The 21,614-nt window shown below is 37.0% G+C and carries 22 protein-coding genes and 1 pseudogene; 3 read left to right on the forward strand and 20 right to left on the reverse strand.

All coding sequences use genetic code 11. The annotated features are described in order from the left end of the window. Window positions 1-137: 137 nt before the first annotated feature. The 8 genes from PFZ69_RS16990 to PFZ69_RS17025 all read right to left on the reverse strand — a co-directional run bounded on the left by PFZ69_RS16990 (window position 138) and on the right by PFZ69_RS17025 (window position 6,467). Window positions 138-848, reverse strand: a complete 711-nt coding sequence (locus PFZ69_RS16990; RefSeq protein ID WP_270182289.1) for a response regulator — start codon at window positions 846-848, stop codon at window positions 138-140. After that, window positions 845-2,449: a DcuS/MalK family sensor histidine kinase gene (gene dcuS / locus PFZ69_RS16995; protein WP_270182290.1), complete on the reverse strand. Its 1,605-nt coding sequence runs from the start codon at window positions 2,447-2,449 to the stop codon at window positions 845-847. The genes PFZ69_RS16990 and dcuS overlap by 4 nt, the downstream gene beginning before the upstream one ends. 630 nt (window positions 2,450-3,079) lie before the next feature. After that, window positions 3,080-3,751 (reverse strand): 5'-methylthioadenosine/S-adenosylhomocysteine nucleosidase family protein, encoded by a 672-nt coding sequence (locus tag PFZ69_RS17000; RefSeq protein ID WP_270182291.1) that lies wholly within the window; start codon window positions 3,749-3,751, stop codon window positions 3,080-3,082. Between the two features lie 92 nt (window positions 3,752-3,843). Next, complete coding sequence (locus PFZ69_RS17005; protein WP_270182375.1) at window positions 3,844-4,500, reverse strand: Type 1 glutamine amidotransferase-like domain-containing protein; 657 nt, start codon at window positions 4,498-4,500, stop codon at window positions 3,844-3,846. Window positions 4,501-4,607: 107 nt separating this feature from the next. Next, a complete protein-coding gene (locus PFZ69_RS17010) occupies window positions 4,608-5,261 on the reverse strand; it encodes a YdeI/OmpD-associated family protein (RefSeq protein WP_270182292.1) in 654 nt (217 codons plus the stop codon). A gap of 28 nt (window positions 5,262-5,289) precedes the next feature. Further along, on the reverse strand, window positions 5,290-5,664 hold the full coding sequence (locus PFZ69_RS17015) for a VOC family protein (protein ID WP_270182293.1): 375 nt from the start codon (window positions 5,662-5,664) through the stop codon (window positions 5,290-5,292). A gap of 63 nt (window positions 5,665-5,727) precedes the next feature. Next, window positions 5,728-6,114, reverse strand: coding sequence for a VOC family protein (locus PFZ69_RS17020; RefSeq protein ID WP_270182294.1), 387 nt, complete (start codon window positions 6,112-6,114; stop codon window positions 5,728-5,730). Window positions 6,115-6,182: 68 nt separating this feature from the next. Further along, complete coding sequence (locus tag PFZ69_RS17025) at window positions 6,183-6,467, reverse strand: hypothetical protein (protein ID WP_270182295.1); 285 nt, start codon at window positions 6,465-6,467, stop codon at window positions 6,183-6,185. 304 nt (window positions 6,468-6,771) lie between these two features. Here PFZ69_RS17025 and ltaE point away from each other — a divergent pair, with 304 nt between their 5' ends. Further along, window positions 6,772-7,797 (forward strand): low-specificity L-threonine aldolase, encoded by a 1,026-nt coding sequence (gene ltaE, locus PFZ69_RS17030; protein WP_270182296.1) that lies wholly within the window; start codon window positions 6,772-6,774, stop codon window positions 7,795-7,797. A gap of 107 nt (window positions 7,798-7,904) precedes the next feature. Here the strand turns inward: ltaE and PFZ69_RS17035 are convergent, their stop codons facing one another. From PFZ69_RS17035 to PFZ69_RS17050, 4 genes are all read right to left on the reverse strand, one after another. Then, entirely contained in the window at window positions 7,905-8,357 is a 453-nt protein-coding gene (locus PFZ69_RS17035; protein ID WP_270182297.1) for a hypothetical protein, read from the reverse strand. 240 nt (window positions 8,358-8,597) lie between these two features. Next, on the reverse strand, window positions 8,598-9,359 hold the full coding sequence (locus PFZ69_RS17040) for a class I SAM-dependent methyltransferase (RefSeq protein ID WP_270182298.1): 762 nt from the start codon (window positions 9,357-9,359) through the stop codon (window positions 8,598-8,600). A gap of 83 nt (window positions 9,360-9,442) precedes the next feature. Then, window positions 9,443-10,150 carry a DUF5694 domain-containing protein gene (locus PFZ69_RS17045; protein WP_270182299.1) on the reverse strand — a complete coding sequence of 236 codons (708 nt, stop codon included), beginning with the start codon at window positions 10,148-10,150 and terminating at the stop codon, window positions 9,443-9,445. 144 nt (window positions 10,151-10,294) lie between these two features. Then, window positions 10,295-10,750: a GNAT family N-acetyltransferase gene (locus PFZ69_RS17050; RefSeq protein WP_270182300.1), complete on the reverse strand. Its 456-nt coding sequence runs from the start codon at window positions 10,748-10,750 to the stop codon at window positions 10,295-10,297. 233 nt (window positions 10,751-10,983) lie between these two features. Between PFZ69_RS17050 and PFZ69_RS17055 the strand changes: the two genes are divergently transcribed. Both PFZ69_RS17055 and PFZ69_RS17060 read left to right on the forward strand, forming a co-directional pair. After that, window positions 10,984-12,939: an alkyl/aryl-sulfatase gene (locus PFZ69_RS17055; protein ID WP_270182301.1), complete on the forward strand. Its 1,956-nt coding sequence runs from the start codon at window positions 10,984-10,986 to the stop codon at window positions 12,937-12,939. Between the two features lie 956 nt (window positions 12,940-13,895). Continuing rightward, window positions 13,896-14,480 (forward strand): hypothetical protein, encoded by a 585-nt coding sequence (locus PFZ69_RS17060; RefSeq protein ID WP_270182302.1) that lies wholly within the window; start codon window positions 13,896-13,898, stop codon window positions 14,478-14,480. Between the two features lie 446 nt (window positions 14,481-14,926). On the opposite strand, the gene merA is transcribed toward PFZ69_RS17060, so the two are convergent. The 8 genes and pseudogenes from merA to PFZ69_RS17095 all read right to left on the reverse strand — a co-directional run bounded on the left by merA (window position 14,927) and on the right by PFZ69_RS17095 (window position 21,609). Beyond that, window positions 14,927-16,540 (reverse strand): mercury(II) reductase, encoded by a 1,614-nt coding sequence (merA, locus tag PFZ69_RS17065; RefSeq protein ID WP_442865205.1) that lies wholly within the window; start codon window positions 16,538-16,540, stop codon window positions 14,927-14,929. 52 nt (window positions 16,541-16,592) lie between these two features. Beyond that, window positions 16,593-16,820 (reverse strand): mercury resistance system transport protein MerF, encoded by a 228-nt coding sequence (gene merF, locus PFZ69_RS17070; protein WP_270182304.1) that lies wholly within the window; start codon window positions 16,818-16,820, stop codon window positions 16,593-16,595. Beyond that, the gene (gene merR / locus PFZ69_RS17075; protein WP_270182305.1) at window positions 16,817-17,239 is read right to left on the reverse strand and encodes an Hg(II)-responsive transcriptional regulator; all 423 of its coding nucleotides are present in this window, start codon (window positions 17,237-17,239) and stop codon (window positions 16,817-16,819) included. Before merR ends, merF begins: the two co-directional genes overlap by 4 nt. A gap of 283 nt (window positions 17,240-17,522) precedes the next feature. Continuing rightward, window positions 17,523-17,747, reverse strand: a complete 225-nt coding sequence (locus PFZ69_RS21050) for a DUF3221 domain-containing protein (protein WP_442865206.1) — start codon at window positions 17,745-17,747, stop codon at window positions 17,523-17,525. Window positions 17,748-17,753: 6 nt separating this feature from the next. Then, the gene (locus PFZ69_RS17080; RefSeq protein WP_270182306.1) at window positions 17,754-18,038 is read right to left on the reverse strand and encodes a hypothetical protein; all 285 of its coding nucleotides are present in this window, start codon (window positions 18,036-18,038) and stop codon (window positions 17,754-17,756) included. Window positions 18,039-18,266: 228 nt separating this feature from the next. After that, window positions 18,267-18,672, reverse strand: a pseudogene (locus tag PFZ69_RS17085) (hypothetical protein); the annotation flags it as partial. Window positions 18,673-18,887: 215 nt separating this feature from the next. Further along, complete coding sequence (locus tag PFZ69_RS17090) at window positions 18,888-19,967, reverse strand: polysaccharide deacetylase family protein (RefSeq protein WP_270182307.1); 1,080 nt, start codon at window positions 19,965-19,967, stop codon at window positions 18,888-18,890. Window positions 19,968-20,340: 373 nt separating this feature from the next. After that, a complete protein-coding gene (locus PFZ69_RS17095; protein ID WP_270182308.1) occupies window positions 20,341-21,609 on the reverse strand; it encodes an L-lactate MFS transporter in 1,269 nt (422 codons plus the stop codon). Window positions 21,610-21,614 lie beyond the last annotated feature (5 nt).

Raw genomic sequence — 21,614 nt, forward strand, 5'->3', positions numbered from 1 at the left:
CTTCGGACTTACCGTTCAACCATCTTGCAACCACGTCTTTTGTGAGTTTTATCTTACGTGCAAACGCTTTATTTTCCTACCATTTGAAAATAAATAACTTATTGTAATTAAAAAAAGCAGCCAATTCGGCTGCTTTTTTAATGGTAAAATTCAAGGCTCATATTATATTCAGTTTTTATTTGATACTGATAAACAGGCCTCCCGATCCCATAGATCAAGGTTTCTTCAAGAAAGTCAATTTCCTTTAAAAACTTTAAATATTTTCTGATGGAGACCCTTGAAATATCTGCTTCTCGTGCAACCTCATCTGTTGAAAAGGTTTCGTTCTGCTTCGTGTGGATGATACCGATAATATGCTCTAGCGTCGTTTTAGTCAGCCCTTTCGGCACTTGGATACGTCTATCTTCAAAATGATGTTCCTTCTTTATAAAAATGTTGTCGATCTCGTCCTGGCTTACTTTCGGCTTATCTTTTAAAGGAAAGTGGTTTTCTTTATATTTGTTTAAAGCTCTTTTTAGACGATGAAAATCAAACGGTTTAATTAAGTAATCAACCGCACCAAGACGAAGCGATTGTTGAATTTGCTCTCTCTCTGAAGCAGCCGTAATCAGTATGACATCTACTTGCTCATCTTTTGCTCTGAGTTCTTTTAGAAACTGCAATCCGTCTCTTCCAGGCATGTATACATCGAGGAGAATCAAGTCTATTCGACACTCACTTAATGAGCGTAAAGCTTCTACTACATTAGAAGCTTCGGCCGCTACTTGATACCCTCCAACCTGCTCTATGTACTGTTTATTTAAGTTGGCGACCATCGGATCATCTTCTACAATCATCACCTGAATCATGCGTTGTCCACCTCCGCTTCATAAGGAATAATCACTGTGAATACTGTGCCTTGGTTTACGATCGAATCAAACTCAATAGATCCATCCAGTGCTCTTACACTTTCTTGTACAAGGTGTAGGCCGTATCCCCTGTTATTTCCTTTTGTCGAAACACCCTTTTGAAATATCTCTTGATGGTGTTCTTCTTTAATTCCTGGTCCAGTGTCTCGTACTTCAATTTCGAGCAATTCATCAACATATGATAGGGTGAGAGACATCACTTTCTCGCTTCTTCCGTTAAGACTTTCGATAGAGTTGTCGAGCAAATTTCCAATAATCGTTACGATTTCATGGGTTACTCCTTCATCTTTTGCTGCTGCAATATCGGTTTCACATACTACGCTCAATTGGATATTTTGTTCTCGAGCATAGCTTAATTTTCCAATCATAAATCCTGCTAATACAGGATCTTTTATTTTATTGGTTATGATATCTGCTTCATAAACTTGATGATCGACGAGCTGTTTAATATACGCCTTCATGTCTTTGAAAGATTTGAGCTCAATCATACCTAGCAAAACATGGAGTTTGTTTTTAAATTCATGAGACTGGGCACGAAGCGACTCTGCATACAAACGCACACCTGTCAGCTGTTCGGCCAGCTGATTCACCTCGGTTTTATCCCGAAACGTTGATATCGCTCCGACCACTTCATTGTTCACAATAAGTGGGACACGGTTTACGATTATGGACGAGCCATTGATTAGCTGCTCTTCATCAAGCTCTGCCTCTCCTGTCATAAGTACTCTCCCAAGCATTGAATGAGGAATGTATTCTTTAATCGGAAGACCTATAGGATCTTCTTCCTCAATACCTGCTTTATGAAAAATAGTTCGTGCTGATTTGTTGACGAGCGTAATTCGAGATTCGGCATCTACAGCAATGATTCCTTCATGAACTGATTGCAGCATGCCGTTTCGTTCCTCATGTATGCGAGCAATCGCTGCTGGTTCTAAACCAAATAAGCTTTTCTTAATAAATCCTGCTAACAAGAATGCTCCAATGACCCCTACAAGTACACCGACAATAGAACCTATTAAAACATTAACATGGTTGCTTCTCAACGACGCTTCAACTGCATCTAAGGAAATTCCAACAGATACGGCGCCAACCTGTTCCCCATTTTCTGCAATTACAGGAGTAAAGGCTCGTACAGATTGACCTAACGTTCCTTCAGATATCGATATGTACTCTTCTCCGTTCAACACTCTCGCCTCGTCACCACCCACAAATTCCTTTCCAATCAAATCAGGATTTGGATGGGAGCGACGGATTCCTTCCATATTCATAACTACAACAAATAAGACGTCTGACGCTTCTTGAATACTCATGGCGTAGTCCTGAACGGTTTGATTGTTCGTCTTAAGTTGTAGTTCTTTCTGTACAACAAATGATTCTGACACCGAACGGGAAACGATCAACGCCTTCTCTTCAAGCTGATTTCGAATATCCTCACTCGTACTCGTGGTAATCAAAAGATCCGTAATGACTAATGAGAAGAAAACAACTAGAAGCACGAAGATAATGATGATCGTACTTAATTTAAAACGGGATTGTTTCATTTAACCTCTCCTTATGAGAAACACTCTAATTGTGGGGACTAATTGTTTATTGGAGAATTGATTAATGGATAAGTCGGGATTAATGATACAGAAGAAATGCTAAACAAATCAGAAATGGGCTAGAAACAAGTCTAGCTTTTTATTTTTATGAATGATAGATTGTGCAAACTATGAGGAAAATTACAAATAAATGATACATCTATATTTTACCATAGTAGTTCCAGCACCCAGATGTGAACACTCGCAGTTACCTATGGCTAAAAAGATTCCTTAATAACCTAATACAAAAAAAACAGGAGACCATATATTGCGGCTCCTGTATCTCTAATACATCGTCTAACTCTTTGAAAGCTTCCTATTGAAGTAGGAGTTAAGGTCTACTATAAACCTACTTTTTCATGATTTGATATGTATGACTAAGATAAAAACGATACTCATCATCAAGTAAAAATAGAAACTGCCTTTTATTAAATTCACTTAAATAATGTGGAACGTGATCCTTTCTAAATTAACGCTCCCAAAACACAAAAATTATAGTGTACAGTTTCTTCAATAATTGCATACTTGTAACGAACTTCTTTTACATCTATTAAAAAATTTGCAATAAGGTAATAATCAACCGCGTTTATTTTAAATAAACCTTTCTAAATACTCATCAAATATTTTATTCATCACTTTGGGTGTGTTCTCCAAATAAACAGTGATCTGATCATTATTCGATTTGAATTTATCGGAGTTTCTTTCATCTGTTGGAAAATCAGAAATTCCCTTTATTATAATGCACTCAACATTATTCTTCTTACAGATATAAGCAATTGCCCCCGCTTCTGTATCGGCTATTGTTATTTCGTTTTCTTTAAGAGTTAAATAGTCCTTCCACATCACTACCGCTTTATCGGCAGTGCCAATTGTTCCGGTATGAAAATCGCTACCATACTTCGATAGATCGAGTTCAACTACGAAAGATTGCTTAATAAGCGGCTCAATTTCTTTTACTGTACAATCATATTGAACTGCTTTATTGGGTACAAAAACATCTAAATTATTGAACGTATCATCTATCCCTGCACATGTACCGGCAACGATTACTTTAGTTAAATTAAAACGAGATATCATATACTGATTACCACCAACACCATTCACTTTTCTAACGCCGGTACTATAAAAGACCAGTTCAGTATCATTGATTGTTCGTTTAAAATATTCGCCATAAGGATACCCGACACGTTCGTCATCTTTTATACCGAAGTATTCCACGGTTGCCTCATATTCCCATTTAGTTGCTATACTTATTCCAATCATCACTTATCACCTTACCAACCATCTCCAATGATTTTTAAACATTTTGATATTAACTGCTCTTTTACACATTGAGCCATCGTAAGTCATTCCAATTAGAGCGTCTCTTTCAATTTCCGTATCTTCGAGTTGGAAATTAAGAAAGCAGTTCCAAAAACGTCGATCCTGTCTCCCTTTACGCGTACAGCGCAATCTTTGTTCGAAGCGTAAATAGTTATTTCTTCCGATAATGGAGAGAGTTCGCTCTGAACCCTTTCAATATTATTTTCAAGATCAAAATGAGATAAAACGGAGAAATTATCAAGACCGATTCCTTTGTAAACAGTGTTCTTTCCAACGTTAAATCCAAGGTTTTTCGAGCATAACCATTTAGTAGACATGTTGAATGCACCAGCACTTGCACCCAACACAATAGCGCTGCTTTTTTTAATGGAATCCATTAACTCATATTCTCTTAAAAAACCATTTTGTGTTAGAGGATCTCCACCCAACAAAAAAATAACTGAAGCATTTTGTATTATCGTTTGTGCTTCTTCCTTATGTACGCGATAATTAATCAAATGATAGTCATCAAACAAAATACCAGCCTGATCAAGCCAGGAGCATTCAGTAGCACCATCATCTTCAAGTTTAGATGGATTCGAGCTAATCATGGCAATCGATTTTCTATCAGTTATATCTTTTTGTAACAGCCTTCCCAGCCTCTCTGGAAAGAAATTGGTGAACCACCCTAAATAATAGTGAGTTTTCATAAGTACCCCCGTTGCAAAACTTAATAAGGGAACCTCACCCATAAAGAAGTCCCCCCTTAGCTATAAAAATTCTCCATAACTATTTGGTTTGTTCAGAAAACTAATCCTTATCTCTTTTTTCTTCTATAAAGATCAAGCGTTTTATAGCCCTCTGATAAAACCTCAACCATTTGCTTCGTTCGCTTATCTCGGGTGGCTTGCTGCTTTGCAGAGAAAATTTGCCTCGCCCAGTCCCTTTGGTACCCGGGAGTTAGATCACGGAAGAATGCAAGCTCTGATGGATGTTCTCCCAAAAGGGTTTCTACATCGTTGATTTTATCTTCATAATCCGCAACACATTGACTGGCAGGAGCCGTTTTCGGAACTTTTCTCTTTTCTTTTTTCATTCCTACCACAGTAAATACATCATCCATGCTGACCATCCGTGAGAACTTTATTTCGCTATTATCGACATAGCCATCTTCTCCTACGTTCAACGCCGGAAACATGTCATCTCTATGAATGTATGAATCGTATTTTTTATTACCTTTCTTCGGATATGCAAAGAACACATATCCCTTTGGCAAAAGCACTTCGTCATTAGCGATGATATCCTTGAGGTTCTGAGTCATCTCTTCTATCGTTTTGACGAATATAAATATAGCATCGTGCTTCCCAGACAAAGACTTCGAGTATTCCTCAAAGAACTCATATCCTCCTGGGTTATGAAGAACAGCCATATTTTCGTATTTTGTTAACTTAAGTTTATCTACGATCGACATCTTATGTAACGCCCCCTAAAAAGTCGTATTACTCAAAAATAGCCAGCACTGCACCAGCGGGATCTTTAATAACACAGAAGAACATCTCACCCATGTACCTAGGACCATCAAGTATCTGCCCACCGTGTTCGATACAACTATCGGCACTTTCTTTGACACTTTCAACCTTTACATACATAAGCCATTGAGGAGGGAGCAAGGCATTGGTTCCTTTCGCATGGCAAATTCCTGTAACTGTCTCACCCGCTGGCGTTTTAATATCAAAATCATGATACGTTCCCATATCATGTTCACTGGCTTTCCACCCAACAACTTTAGTATAAAAATCTTTAATTTCCTCAGCATTCCCGACCGTCAAGTCTCGCCAATGAATTTGCCCAATATCATTCTTATCATTACTCAAATACATTCTCCTTTCGCTTCAATCATTTACTCCCTAAAGTTAATGAACCTTTCATTTTAGGATTTAATGCATTTGAGCAATCTGAATAAGGTTACCACACGTATCGTCGAAAACAGCAATTGTAACCTCACCTATATTTGTTGGTTCCATCGTAAATTGAACACCGCGTTTCTTTAATTCCTCATACTCTTTTTGAACATCTTCCACACCAAACATTGTTGCTGGGATACCATCAGCGTATATCTTCTCTTGATACTCTTTGGCGGCGGAGTGAATATTAGGTTCAAGTACTAGTTCAGTACCTACTCGATTTTCGTCAGAAACAACAGTAATCCATCTATATTCACCAACCGGCTTATCTTCCTTTTTCACAAATCCGAGTGTATCAGTATAGAACTTTAAGGCTCTTTCTTGATCCTGCACAAATATACTTGTAACGATAATTCTCATAGTCGTTTCGCCTCCAATAGGTAACGTTTTTTATCAATCAAAATCATCTTATCAAATCTCTTATTTCTTTATCTTACAAAGAGTGTCCATACTACAACCGCTCCAACAACAAACGCGAACAGTAATTCCATCATTGCACCTTTCTTCCTACCAGCCCAAAGTTCTTTAAGCATTTGACTAACTATTCCAACGGCCACGATTCCTAACGTAAAATAACTTCCTATCATGTCATTTGTGTGGTCGGCATCAAAAGTAAATTGTATTGCGCCTATTGCGAAGATACCACCCATAATATAGAGAGTGATTAGTAGCCCCTTCTTATTCTTTGAGTATTCTTGTTTTCCGTTCTCCAATTCAAACATCCTTACTTCACTAAAGATTTTCATTTGCTACTTTTTTCTAACTCTACCACGCTCGTGTAGTTGTACTAACTACTTAATTAGCTAAACGGGCATGGCCGATATACTCGTAATATGAAGCATTATGTAAAAAGGGAAATCAACATTGTACTAATAGGTCCCGATGGAGTACGATACGTCCAAACTTTGTCACGACCTCACTTCCACTTTTTCAACTTGATCACCTTGAAAATTACCCTTATACTTTTCGTGCAATCCATTATACACTTATACTTATTGTAACTGAGGAGGACGAATTGTGATAGATTTGCGCAGTGACACGGTCACGAAACCAGATGAGAGAATGAGAAAAGCAATGTATGAAGCTGAAGTTGGCGATGATGTGTACGGAGAAGATCCAACTGTAAATAAACTTGAAGAAATGGCAGCGGCTTTACTTGGCAAAGAAGATGCCCTATTTGTAACGAGTGGTACGCAGGGAAATCAGATTGCCGGATTGGTACACTGCCTTCCAGGACAGGAAGTTATCATGGAATCTCAGGCGCACATCTTTCTCTATGAAGCTGCTGCTCTATCAGCGTTTTCGGGAGTTCAAATTAAGACGATCGATGGTGAGAATGGGGCAATGAATCCAGCAGAGGTTGAAGCTGCTGTTCGTGGAGAAGATATCCACCAGCCTGAAACCGGGCTGATCTGCATTGAAAATACGCACAATAAAGCAGGTGGTGCTGTTGTGCCTCTTGAAAACATGGAGGCAATTTATCAAGTCGCGAAACAAAACGATATTCCTGTTCACTTAGACGGTGCACGGTTATTCAACGCTTCAGTTGCTTCTAAGACGCCTATAAAAGAGTTCGCAAAGTATACTGATTCTGTGCAGTTTTGCTTATCAAAAGGGTTAGGTGCACCTGTTGGCTCTATTATTGCCGGCTCCTCTGAATTCATTACCCACGCTCGAAAATGGCGTAAACGCTTAGGCGGCGGACTAAGGCAAGTTGGTGTACTCGCTGCACCCGGTATCATCGCACTCGAAGAAAACATAGTGCGTCTACAGAATGATCATGCGAACGCAAAACACCTTGCCGAAGGGCTTCAAGCAATTGAAGGTTTAACTATTAAAAATAGTGTGGATACAAACATTATTTTAGTAGACATCTCTAATTGTGGATTAAGCACGGATGCGTTCGTTCATCAATTAAAGAATCACGATATTTTAACAGGTGCATTTGGTCCTAACACGATCCGCTTCGTCACGAACAATGGGATCTGTGAAGAAGATATTGGTACTGTTGTCGTAAAGGTGAAGAAAATTGTTAAGGCTTAATACTTCGTTCTAGAGTGCTTACTGTTAGTTCAGTAAGCACTTCTTTTAAAACTAATCAAAAAAGTAAAACTTAAAAAGTCTTGCACTTTGAGGCAAGTCTTCTTTCATTAAATAGATGCTATATCCTCTATTACAACTTTTCGATCGTCTTCTTTAGCTATTTCATCACAAGCTTGATAAGCGAGTTCTTTATATTTGTTACTTTCTTCTTCTTGGTCCCCAACCTTGTATGCCCGTGCTAATGCTTCGTAAGCGAATGCAAGATCAAAACCTTTTATTTCTTCTTGTAAGCAAACATCCAAACTTTGTTGAGCATGATGAAGAGCTGGTTCGAACCGACCTAATACAGCATAAACTCGAGATATTTGCCAATCTCCTCTAGCCAAATTAATTGGCTCCCCGATAATTTCCCAGTGATAACGAGAAGCATGTGCCATATGTATCATCGTCTCGCTTTCACGATCCGTTCTTTCTTGTTTATCTAAGAAATCCCATGTTGAGTTAAATAGTGAGACGGCCATATGTTTATGGAATTCCTCTTTATTTAATCCTACCTGCATTTCCTCTCCTCCTTTATTAAACGGTATGCTTTTTGTTTATCCATTATAAGAATGATTGGAGAACAGGGCTGACACCCTGAAGTCGAGCTGTTGAAGCTCCTCGTTCGGTTAAGCTCACGTTAGTATCATCCACGACTAACTCCTTTACTTAATCATTGAGAGCGGACCTGTTGATATAACGATAAGAGATTTTTTGGGCTAACCATCGTAATACTTTTACAATATGGTAAAAAAACTGCACTACATTTTCTTTGAAACCCAAAACACCTCTGCAAAATCATTTGTGATTTTCTTGGAAGGGTCTAATTGCAAGTCACGTTTCATTCTCATTAATCCATCTTCATAATCTTTATCGCTAATTAAAGTAAGAACAGAAATATCTCTATTTTCAGCGTGATGAAAATAATCCTTTACTGCTATCTCTTCCATTCTATACTCCATTTTTAGATTAACTTTAAACCCTCTTTCAATGAGTTTTTGGTAGACCAATTCCTTTTTCCAAAACCGCTTTATATCTTCTTCATAAGCAGTAGGGAAGTAATAATAAACCCACCATTTCGGCATGTCATGAATAGCAATATTATGTAATTTATATATACCGTTTACCTTAAGTACCCTAGTTATTTCATCTAATGCCTTTTCCTTATCTTCATAATGATGAAAAGCATAGTTATTAGAAATATAGTCAAAGACACCAGAATTATAAGGCAGCTTTTCAACATAACCGTGTACGAGATTAACATCTTCAACCTTTTCCTTGGCTTTATTTAACATCTCTTTTGATGCATCAAGGCCATACCAATTAATATTCTTCCCTTTGAAAAGTTGAATTTGCTTCTCAAGATATAGGCCTGTTCCACAAGAAAGATCGAGCATTTCAATGTTGTTTTGAGTATGCTGTTCAACATAGTCCATTAAGTCGTAATCTAGTTTTAATTCGTCGATTCTAAATTGATTATTATCATAGTTAGCAGCAATAGTAGAGTAGTTTGTTGTTTTCATGAAAAGCCCCCTTTCATAAACTCTAGTTTTGCCGATGAATATATTCTCTTAGAAGAATGATCACTATTGTTGATTAGCAGAAACTATTGCTTAAATTCTTGACCATGAAAAGGATTTATTACTTCCCATCCTTTCCCTTCGAACAATTTCCTTAGCATCCAAAGGTGATCACTCCCAATTACTAGCAGAATCCGTTCATTCGTGTCTTCTGAGGTAATATTCATTAAATTTTTAAATATCATCAATTCTCGTTCTAACCATTTGTTTAAGAAGTTAAAACCAACCATTTCACCTTGATCACTTTGAACTTCTACAAATGACAGATACATCTTTTCTAGATTTCTAATATATTCACTTTCATTTAATTTTTCATAAGAGCTAATTAAACTAAGTTCAGACGTAATTACTGGAGTATTTTCAGTTAGTGAAGTTATATTTTTATAAATTTCAGGATAAGAGCTTTGAACTACATGGTTAAAGTTCGCCATATCCTCTTTTGTAAGATGACCATCCCAATTAACTCCATAAACTCTATTGTGTTGCATCTTTTTAGCTAACCTAAATCCTAGTTGTTGTACTTCATCTATTTGGTAACTACTTTCTGAGTTATAGTATTCTTCGTTAAGTGTTTTATCTTGTGACCCGTCCCACTCTAATGCTATTTTCGTTGGCGAAAAGTCAAATAAATAACTAACCAACTCTTCAATTTCACTTTCTTTATGCTTTAGTTGTTCTGCATGTTGTTCAAAGTGAAAAGTTCCAACAAGAATAATTTCTTTCTTGAATGACATCGTATCCCCCTATGAACCGTTATTACATTTTCGGATAACTGCATATACCAAATATTTCAAAATAAAAATCTTAACTCAATTTTCATATAACAGGAGCCTTTCGTTTTATGAATGAGCTCCTGATAATGAAATAGAATATATGTTTTATATCTTTTTCTCCATAACGATATCTGTTTCTACATAACCTAATTTTTCGTACAAACCTCGAGCAATTTGATTGTGACCAAAAACATGAAGTTTTACAATTTTCAATCCTAATTTTTTTGCTTCAATTTCTATTTCTTTCATTGCTTTCTTCCCATAACCACGTCCTTGATACCCTTCCCGAATGTTTATGTCGAAAATAAATCCTTTTTCTGTTGTGCGCTGAGCAAGCCAGATCATCCCTACTTCTTTCTCTTCATCATGTATTGTAAATAGGTGATTATTTACCGTTTCTTCACCTTCTGGTAAAAGCCTTTCATATTCCTTGGTTGCCTTATCTATTGCTTCTTCTTCACTCCAATTCCCAGCCTTTACGTGTTCACCTGCATAGTTTTTAATAGCTTTTTTGAGATAACTTTGAAACTCACTTGCTTTCATTTTTTCTAATCTAATCATACTTTTCCCCTTTACTTTTTCAAAATGAATAAATTTTTATAATATAACTTCCCTCTTATTAATTTAAACAAAAAGGAGCATAATCCTTTTTAGATCTACGCTCCCTTTTATCTAGTAATGATTCTATAATACATATTTTATCTTACATGTTACATTTAGCTCATGTTTTGTACGTTCTCTTATGTATGAAAGGAATTTCACCTGAATACTATGTTTCGTGGAGGTGACATCTCATGGACCAAAAAGATTTTAAGAGAATAGCAGAATTCAATCCTTTTCATAAGGATGCCACGACGAAAACGCAAATAATAAATGAATTAATAAAAGAAAGCCTACCCTGGGCAAAGCTGAAGATTGAACAGGAGTGGGCTACGAGAAATGTGCTGAAAAACACCTCTCTCCCTGTTATCAAACCAGATGATTCTCTTCTTCCTGTTTGGGATTTAAAACGGTATGAATTCCTTCTGGAAGGCAAACTCCCTTCATCCGTTAACCCGAAACTATGGCATCAGGGAAAATTGAATTTAAACGCCGGTCTTTTTCAAGTGACAGAAAACATTTATCAGGTCAGAGGATTTGATCTTGCTAACTTGAGTATTATTCGTGGAAAGTCAGGCTGGATTGTGATCGACTGTCTTACAAGCAAAGAAACAGCAGCAGCAGCTTTTCAATTAATCGATAGTTATTTTGGCAAGTTCCCGATCAGTGCCATTATCTTTTCTCATTCACACGTTGATCATTATGGTGGTGTTGATGGAGTTCTTTCTAGCGGAACTACGGATGATATAAAAATTTATGCACCGAGCGGGTTTTTAAGTGCAGCCCTGGAAGAGAATGTGACCGCAGGTGTGGCAATGTCTAGACGAGGATTTTATATGTATGGCGAGGTGCTGCCTCGCGGAGAAAAAGGTCAAGTGGATAGCGGCATTGGAAAGTATGTATCTACTGGTGTTGTGACTTTAGTCAATTCTGCTGAAGAAATCTCACCTTTGAAAGGTGAATCCTATGTCGAGAAAGTCATTGACGGTGTAAGAATGCAATTCCAAATTACACCTGATACAGAAGCCCCTGCCGAAATGAATATGTTTATCCCTGAGGAGAAAAGCCTTTGTATTGCTGAGAACTGTACAGCTTCACTGCATAACATCTACACATTACGTGGAGCTGAAGTTAGGGACCCAGTCGCCTGGGCGAAATACATTCAACAGGCTATTGATCTATTCGGCGAAAAGTTAACATCTGTGTTTGAAGTGCATAATTGGCCAAGGCACGGAAGAGAATACTGCATTGAGTATATGGAAAAACAACGAGACATGTACCAATATATTAATGATCAGACACTAAGATTGATCAACCAAGGCTACACAATCGATCAAGTCGGAAGAATGGTAACTTTTCCTGAAAGTTTAAATGACGAGTGGTTTAACAGTTCGTTTTACGGAACTGTCAACCATAACGCTAAAGCTGTGTACCAAAAATATATGGGATGGTATAACGGAAATCCTGTCGACTTAAACAAGATGCTACCCGAAGAGTCTTCAAAGAAATATGTGAACTATATGGGTGGAGAGGATGAAGTCATCAAAAAAGCGAAAGAATGCTTTAGAGAAGGTGATTACCAATGGGTAGCTGAAGTCACCAAGCACGTCATCTTTGCAAATCCAACGAATAAGAAAGCGAAATACCTTTGTGCAGATGCACTTGAGCAGCTCGGCTACATCGCAGAATCTGGACCATGGCGTAATGAGTATTTGATGGGAGCTCAAGAACTTCGTTATGGAATAATTCCTATCCAGAGGTCTACCATCACAACAGAGGTTCTGGATATTATGACACTCGAACAAGTATTGAACATGCTGAGTATACGAATAAACGGATTGATCGCTGGGGATTATGACTTCAAATTGAACTTTATTATTCCAGATCGGGAGGAAAAAGCCTTAACGGAAATCAAGCGCGGCATCTTTCGTTACTTGTCTGGTGAAGTAAAAGAGGATTACGTTACTGTTATCATGAAGAAAGAAACCTTATATGAGTTAGCCACTACCAACAACCGTCCTTCACCTTCTTCGATCAAAGTCATAGGAGAACTTCACAAATGGCATCAATTTTTATGGTCCCTTGATCAAATAGACACAGACTTCCCTATTATGACGCCCTTAAGTAAAAGTAGAATTGATGATTACTAGACGATAAACAAGTCATATCGTTCGCGATATGACTTGTTTTTAGTAGAAAGTCTATTATTGATCAATGATCCTCGATAAAGCTAACCATACGCATTAAAGAAATGCATTCATCAATTATTAATCTGAGATAGATACTAATCTCCTATAAAAGAAGAAGCAAACTCAATCTTTAAAAGAAAAATGGAGCTTAGCCAATTACGGGCAAGCTCCATTTTCTGAAAGTCTTAAAATCAAGATAATCAAAATTTTAATTTTGATTTCTACATATGTAACCGCAACATTTTATCCCCCTAAAGAACGCTTATTAAATTAATCAAATCTTTTTTGAGTCACACTCCCCTTGGAATATTAAATTCAATTCCCTTTTATTCTACTCAGTCTAACCATGATAAATTTCCACTATTACGAACTTAACATCTTTTTAGTCTCTGGATACGGGTTACTCTTTAAATTTTTCATGTTTTGCGCCCATTAAAATTATTTATCAATCTATTAAATGAGAATTCGAAAGCTGAATAGCTGGAATCGATCAGATTCAATCCTTTTACAGAACAGATATTATTTCCCCCCATGTATTCCTAGATAAATAATTAATTTGACATGTCACTGCGTTTCATCTTAGAATTGACCACATAACAAAAAGTTTCCCTAAGTAAACTTTTTGTTATGTAGTCAAAAAACCAGTAAGAACCATATGTCTACATGGCTACGATGGAGTAAAATAGGAGCTATTTTACTAACTGTAATACGTGCGTATGTCGAGTGGATATTTCTATCCGCAGAATGGCGGAAAATAGCTTTACTTGATAAAAGAACTAACTATTTAAGAAAAACAAACAAAATTAGCCAAGCTTAAAAAGATATGTACATTTACTAATCCTCCGCTTAATAGAGAGTAGAAGATTAGTTCCATAAACATGTTATAAGATTAAATGAAAGTGTAAGGTGATGATTCAATGAGAGATTTTTTTGCTAGATCATTAGGATGGAGTACGAAAGTAACTGTTTTCACTATATTCCTTGCTTCTATATTTTCATCTATATCTACCTTTGTATTATCTAACGCTTCTATAGTGCTAGGTATAATGACAGTTTTCTTCTTTATCACCATTGGAGTAATTTCTGATACCATTGGATTGTCTGCGGCTGCCGCAAAAGAATCCCCATTCCATGCAATGGCATCAAAAAGAATTAACGGAGCAAAGGAATCTGTTCAAGTTTGTAAAAATGCGGAAGTCTTTTCAAGCTTTTTCAATGATGTGGTTGGAGATATATGTGGTATCGTCAGTGGGTCAGCATCCGCAGCTGTCGTATTACAATTGTCCTTAATGGCTGGTCAAACCGATGATTCTTTTTATTATTCCATTACAGCCATTATCTTTCCGAGTATTGTAGCCGGTTTAACGGTTGGTGGAAAAGCTTTGTGCAAAGAGATCGCTATCAGAGGATCAACCAAAATTATCTTTATGTTGGGGAAAATTATTTATTTACTAGAAACTAGATTATCAATACGAATTTTTTCACGTGTAAAGAAAGTATAAGAGGTGACGATGATCTATGTTCTATTACTTTCTTTCTCAGTCTAAGTTCATAACTACCTATTAAGCTTCAAAAAATAAGTTCACTGTACATGCAAAAAAGGATGAAGAAAGAGTTCAATTTGAAGCAGACCTTACGATACACGGTGCAGGCCGTGTGCCAGCTTTAGACAGGGATCTTGATCTTGAAATGGGGAACTTGAAAAAAAGATCGGTCGAGTCCACGTCAATAAATATTTTACAAAGTGTACGTAACCCTCATGTATATGCATACCATGTATGTTTTGTAAATTTCCCTTGATGATTTCGCATGTAAACCTTGTACTTAATACATAGTTATAATCTTTGATAAGTTTTTATTAATCAAAAAAAGGAGAATCTCCTTTTTTAAGAGATTCTCTTCATCTAAATAATACTTCTATTTAACTAGAATGAATGTTTTGTATTAGTTAGCCTGCACAACAAGACAACTTAGTGACATCTTTGTCCAATGTTAATGCAGCAAGCCTCAATCCTTCAGCCATCGTTAGGTACGGAGTCATCGTATTTCTTAAATTTTCTGCCGTTAGTCCAAACTGTATAGCTAAGGTTGCACCATATATTACTTCCCCGGCGTATTCTGAAACGACGTGAGCCCCTAATATCTTCTGGGTCTTATTGTCAAAAATTAATTTAAAAACCCCATCTGTTTCACGGTTAACAAGTGCACGCGGGACACTATCTAATGCAAGAACAGAACTCTTTACATCATATCCCTTATCCGTTGCTTGCTTTTCGGTTAAACCAACTGTAGCAATAGAGGGATTCGTAAAGGTTACTGCTGGAACAAATCTGAGATCCACCTCTTTACGGGCATTACCAAGTGCGTTCTCAACCACGATACCACCTTCATAAGCAGCCACATAGACAAACTGCGGTCCTAATGTAACATCGCCAGCCGCATAAATGTTTGGATTGCTTGTTTCCAAGTATTCATTAACCATGACTTCCCCTTTTTCACCAACTTCGACGTTTGCTGCTTGTAGATTCAGTGAGTCAGTATTCGGTCGTCTACCTGTAGCGATGAGTACCTCATCGGCTTCAATAACATGTTCCTTACCATTCACTTCAATAAAGACTTTTTTAGTTAAGCCGTCTCGCTCCACTTTTTTATACGTAACTCCAGTGATGAACTGAAGACCCTGATTAGTTAAAGCTTGATCCACGGCTTCTGAAATTTCTGGATCGTATTCTTTCAGTAGTCGTTCACTTCTCTGCATCAACGTAACTTGAGACCCCAGATTATTGAATAGCTGTCCTAATTCCATGGCGATATAACCAGATCCTATTATGGCCAACTTTTCCGGAACTACTTCTAATTCTAAGGCAGTTGTACTAGTAAGAAATTCAATATCTTTTAAGCCTGGGATATTCGGTACTGAAGAGGACGCACCTGTTGAAATCAAAAACTTGTCAGCTGTGTAATTCTTTCCATTGACTTCAACAGTTCTTTCATCAGTAAAGGTCGCTTCGCCTTTTATTAATTCAAACCCGTATTCATCAATAAGATCAACATACTTTTGTTGCCTCATCTCTTGCACAAGTTCTTCCTTTTGATTTGTTAGCTGTTTCATGTTTATTGCTTCAGCGCTTGTATTTAATCCCGCAAATGGATTACTACTTGAAAGATAGTTGATTTCACCTGCACGTAGCATGGTTTTTGAAGGGATACATCCAATATTTACACAAGTACCTCCAATTGTAGCTCTTTCAGCCATAGCAACTTTTGCGCCTTTTTCAACTGCTTTAATTGCTGCAGAAAAAGCGGCACCCCCAGAACCGATAATAAAGAGATCATAATCCAGCGACTCTTCAGTTGTGCTTTTTTTACCAGCTAGTGGTACCCGGCTCATCATTTCTGGTCGATAAGGTGTTTTCTGTAATGCTTTAGGTATAGTCTCTTCATTGTAATAGTCAGGTAAATAGAATTCCGCCAATCCTTTTTGAAAGTTAACTATAATATTATCGGCACCATTTGCTTTAAGTGTTCGACGCACATGTTCTTCACAGCTCGTACATGTCATGCCTTTTATTCCTATTTTAAATTTTTTCAATTCAATCTCCTCCTTTATTATCTTAAGAGCAACAATCCTTATCATGGGAAGTTTGTTTTCTTTTCTTGTAAGTAGCTATAGTAAGTATCAAAAAAACAAGTAAAAGTGGAATTAAAACGTAATCTAAATATCCTGTTATTGCTCCTAATCCGAATATACCCAGTAAAACTACCAAAAGAGGTGTTGTGCAGCAAATAAGGGTTATAAAGAATCCCACTACGCTCCCAATAAACCATTTATTCTTTTTCATTTGATATCCGCCTCTCTCTCGTTAACTTCAATAACACTCTCTATTATGGGACACGCATATAGGTCTTGTTCATTTGGACAACATGCCTTCAATTCAGATAAGATAGTTTGAATACGTTGTAAATCTTTAATTTTTTGTTCAACATCTTCCAATTTCTCAGAAACAAATTGATGCATATCCTGACAACGATCAGAATCTTTATCGACCACCCCTAAAAGCTTGTGTATTTCACTTAATGAGAAGCCAAAATCTTGCATTTTCTTAATGAATAGTAGTCGTTTGATAGTAGCGGAACCATATATACGGTAGCCCGATTTGTTACGATTTGGTTTTGGTATCAACGATTTACGTTCATAATAACGAATTGTTTCTTTATTCACTTCACATATTTTTGCTAGTTCGCTAATCTTGATTTCCATATGAATCACCTCAATCCATATTTTAAACCCTGTACCATAGTACAGGGTCAAATTAAACTAACTTATAGACAATTGGCTTTAGTCTTACACAACCACTATTTTCTATTCGCTTCAAACTCTAAAAAACATCTTAACTATACCTCAAATTCAGGTCTTCCATTATTAATGCCCGTTATTAACTTAACCAAAAAGGAGCGCATCCTTTTTGGATCAACGCTCCCTATTCTTGAGTATGTATTTGAATATATAAATGGTATTTTTCAGTTCCTAACCTTGTATTTCTTTATTGAACTTCACTAACTATTTCATAATCACCCAACTCTGCTTGAGCAGGCTTCGAAAAGAAAACAACCCCATCGAGATTAACTTTAATTTCTTGACCAATTCTAATTTCTTTTGGTGCACCCGAAAGCCAAATAGATGTATTTTTATTTTTTGGATCAATAATAAGGACTTTATCACCTTCACGTTCTACTACATAGCCAATAATAACTGCATTCTCTTCAATTACTTTTCATTTGAAGTCTACTATAACTTTATATGAATCAACTTTAGACACGGATTTAAGTTCTTCCGACTTTAATATTTCATTTACTGTTTCCTCTATGTCACTTTTTAAAGCATCAGCATTTTTGTCAGAACTTCTTATAGAAGTTTGAATCGTTACAGACTTTTGATAATCTGTATGAATATCTCCCACTACATCGTTATCTTTTAAGCCTTCCATAACTTCATTCATTATGAGAGCCATTTCCCTGGATATACTCTCTTGGTCAACAACTTGTTTACTTTCATTCATAGTTGCTTTTTCTTCCGAGTTATAATTATAAATAAAATATGCACATACAGCTATACAGACAATTACGACAAGACCAATGATACTTTTTTTCAGATTGAACACCTCCTATTAGAGGGTATGTCCAATTATAAACTTTATGTTAATTTTTGTCATTTCACAATTCAGCCTTTTCTTTAGGATTGTGATGACAAATAGGTGAATCGTATCACTTCACCTATTTATGTTAAATTAAGTCTTAAATAAGCTTCCATTAAGGGCGTTAATGTAGCGTTCAGCTGAACGTTGCACAACACGGTTAGCATCAGAGGCAACAATGTTATGAAAAGCGTTATAAATGCGATCAAACTCCAATCGTCTTACTTTCAAAGCCATTTCCCGTTAGAAGAACGCCATTTCCGTTATTACCCTTTTCCCAGTGAAGAACAGATCCACCTTTAAAATGCCCTCCTAAGCGATGAATGGTTTCGTCATTTTTAAATTCAGAGCATTCTCCAGTCCATAATTCTATGTGTTTACATTCTCGACTTATCCACTCTTTATCATCTTCGTGTATGTATATTGGAACTTGAAATGCTTCCGCCCATTCAACTTGTGAAGAATAGTAATGTGGGTGTGACAGCGCAATGGCATCAATCTTCTCGACTCTTCGCGCTGCCCCGTAGCCTTTCTCTAGCAGCACCGCTGCCGTGGCCTTTCCCATTCCAGCCGATGCACCGGAAACCCTAGAAAGATGCGTAAAAAAAACCCTCGTAACTACTTAGTCAACGAGGGTCTGTACTCATAATGCATTTATTTACATTGTTATATCGTTCAAGTACAAACGATACAACTTATTTAAGATCACAATTTTTATTTTAATAATCCGTCAATTGTTACAAACTCATAGCCTTCTGCTCTTAATTGATCAATCATTTGTGGCAGCGCATCGACGGTTCCTTGTAATTTGCTATTTTGGAAATTGTGTTGAAGGACAATTCCCCCTGGAGATTTATCTCTGTGAACAATGGAAAGGATTTCTTCCGCTGAATTACCACTCCAATCGATTGTATCGACTGACCACATGATGTTTTTAAATCCAAGTCTATCAAATACAATAGCATCTGCTAAAGTATAATCACCGTAAGGGGGTCTAAATAACGTAGCTTTTACTCCAGTTACTTTTTCAATAATTTCATTTGTTGACCTTATCTGTTGGACAACATCATCCGTATAGAGCTTGGATAATTGAGGATGATCCCATGTATGATTTGCAATGGTATGCCCTTCCTCTACCATTCTTTTAGATAACTGAGGAAAGTAGGAAACTTGCTCTCCCACAACAAAAAATGTAGCAGCAACCTCTTTCTCTTTGAGGATATCAAGCAGTTGAGGTGTAATCAATTTGTCTGGACCATCATCAAAAGTTAAAGCGATCTTCTTTTCTGTAATATTAGCCTTTTCGTACGCAATTGGTTTTTCTGGTGTGTTTGTTTGAATAAAGGTCCTTCTAATTTTAGAGTCGTAGGTAACGTTCATCCCTAACTTTTTTGCTGTAACCACTAAAGGAATATAGGGACGATTATTGATAACAGTTGTCGTGGTAGCAAGGTACTCACGAACCCATTTGTTTTTATCTTTCACGTAATAGTCCATATAGGACTTCTCTAACGGAAGTGCTACAAAATTATTTCTTACAACAGCAATAGAATTGTATTTTGTATTTTTTTCAACAGTTGCTCCGGTGTGTTTAAAGAATAGATCTGGTACCATGACATGACCATTTTGCATATAGTAGTTCGACTTAATTAGTTCACCATCTACAGAAAAATAAGCAGTAGAAACGGTTGAAGCTTTTACCGGCACTGCACCAATAAACCCTGAAGTTATAAATACCATTAAAATAATAATTAAAAATAAACTCTTTTTCCCCGTTTTATATAATTTAGTCATTTTGACACTATTTCCCTCTCTCTTTTCTTTTATTACAGAATTATTACAGAGATAAGTTTATCAATAATTAATAGATAAGAATACAGTTAATTAGTGGTAAAAAATAAAGAGGCATTTTTCGTCTGGGAAATGTCGAAAACGTTGCGGAGATTCCTATTGATTGTCACTTGAGTATTCATCTTCTTTCAGCTGTAATTCTACATTCGACCTTGTTCATCTTTCTCTTATTACATTGATTGGGTGCAATCTGGAAGACTCCTAAGGAAAGTGACTAGATTAAGATTCAATCGAGAATCTCATTCCCAAGAAAAAAGTTGAACCTCGTCGGTAAGACGCGATCCAACTTAAAAATGCATATGCTTTGGTTTGCTAATTAATAATTAACAGCTTCTTCTTGTTGGTGTTTTAAATCCTTCTCAGTCTTTTTAATGTCTAATTTCATAAGAATCGAGACGACAAGCGCTAATAATATTAAGGCAAGAAAAACGTAAAATACAGGAGTGTAACTATCGGTTCTAGCCCGAATTTGAGAGACAATCATAGGTCCAAATACGCCACCTAGGGACCATGTTGTTAACAAATACCCATGAATGGCACCGAGTTGTTTCGTTCCAAACAAATCACCAATAAACGCAGGGAGATTAGAAAATCCTCCGCCGTAACAAGTAACAACGAGGAATATTAAGAGTTGGAATATGATGATGTTTGATGTAATAGGAAGCATGAAAAAAGCAACAGTTTGTATTAAGAAAAAGATCAGAAAAACATTGGGGCGGCCAATATAGTCTGAAGCTGTTGCCCAGCCAAGACGACCTCCGCCATTAAATACACCCATAATTCCGACCATCGTGGCAGCTGCAGCGGCTGATAACCCTACAACTTCTTGGGCCATTGGTGAAGCAACTGAAATCATCATAATTCCTGCGGTAGTATTAATAAGCATCATTGTCCAAAGCAGCCAAAAACGCTTTGTTTTAACCGCTTCTTTTGAAGTCAATTGTTGTAAATCCTTTTTATAAACTTTTTTCCCAGAGGCCATATTTTGTTTCATAGAAGCTGGCATCCAGCCCTCAGGGGGTGGGGCTATGTAAGAAGCACCTAATAGAATAAATACAAAGTAAGCTGCCCCTAATATGTAAAATGTATTAGATATTCCAATTGAAGTTATTAAGTTAGCTGCAACCGGTGCTGTAATGAGTGCTCCTGTTCCGAAACCAAGTACCGCTAATCCGGTTGCTAAACCTCTTCGGTCAGGGAACCATTTCACTAGAGTTGATACGGGTGAAATATAGCCAATGCCAAGTCCAAGTCCACTCGCTACCCCATAGGCCATTAGGAAAAGTGGAAGTGACTCAATCGCGATCGCAATCCCCGAACCTGCTTGTCCTAATCCAAACAAAACACCAGCCAAAGCTGCTGATTTTTTTGGACCATTTTTTTCAACAAACTTACCAAACAATGCTGCAGATGACCCAGCCAGTGCCATCATAATGGTAAATGCAATCGTTACTTGAGTTGGAGTCCAACCCATTTGTTCACTTACGGGGGTGGTATATACGCTATACGCATAGGCACCTCCGATGGAAAGGTGGATGGAAATAGCTGATAAAGCAATTAACCATCTGTTTTTCAATGCTTTCATATTCT

It is taken from the genome of Alkalihalobacillus sp. CinArs1 (genome assembly GCF_947387515.1).
In the GTDB taxonomy this organism is placed as follows: domain Bacteria; phylum Bacillota; class Bacilli; order Bacillales; family Guptibacillaceae; genus Guptibacillus.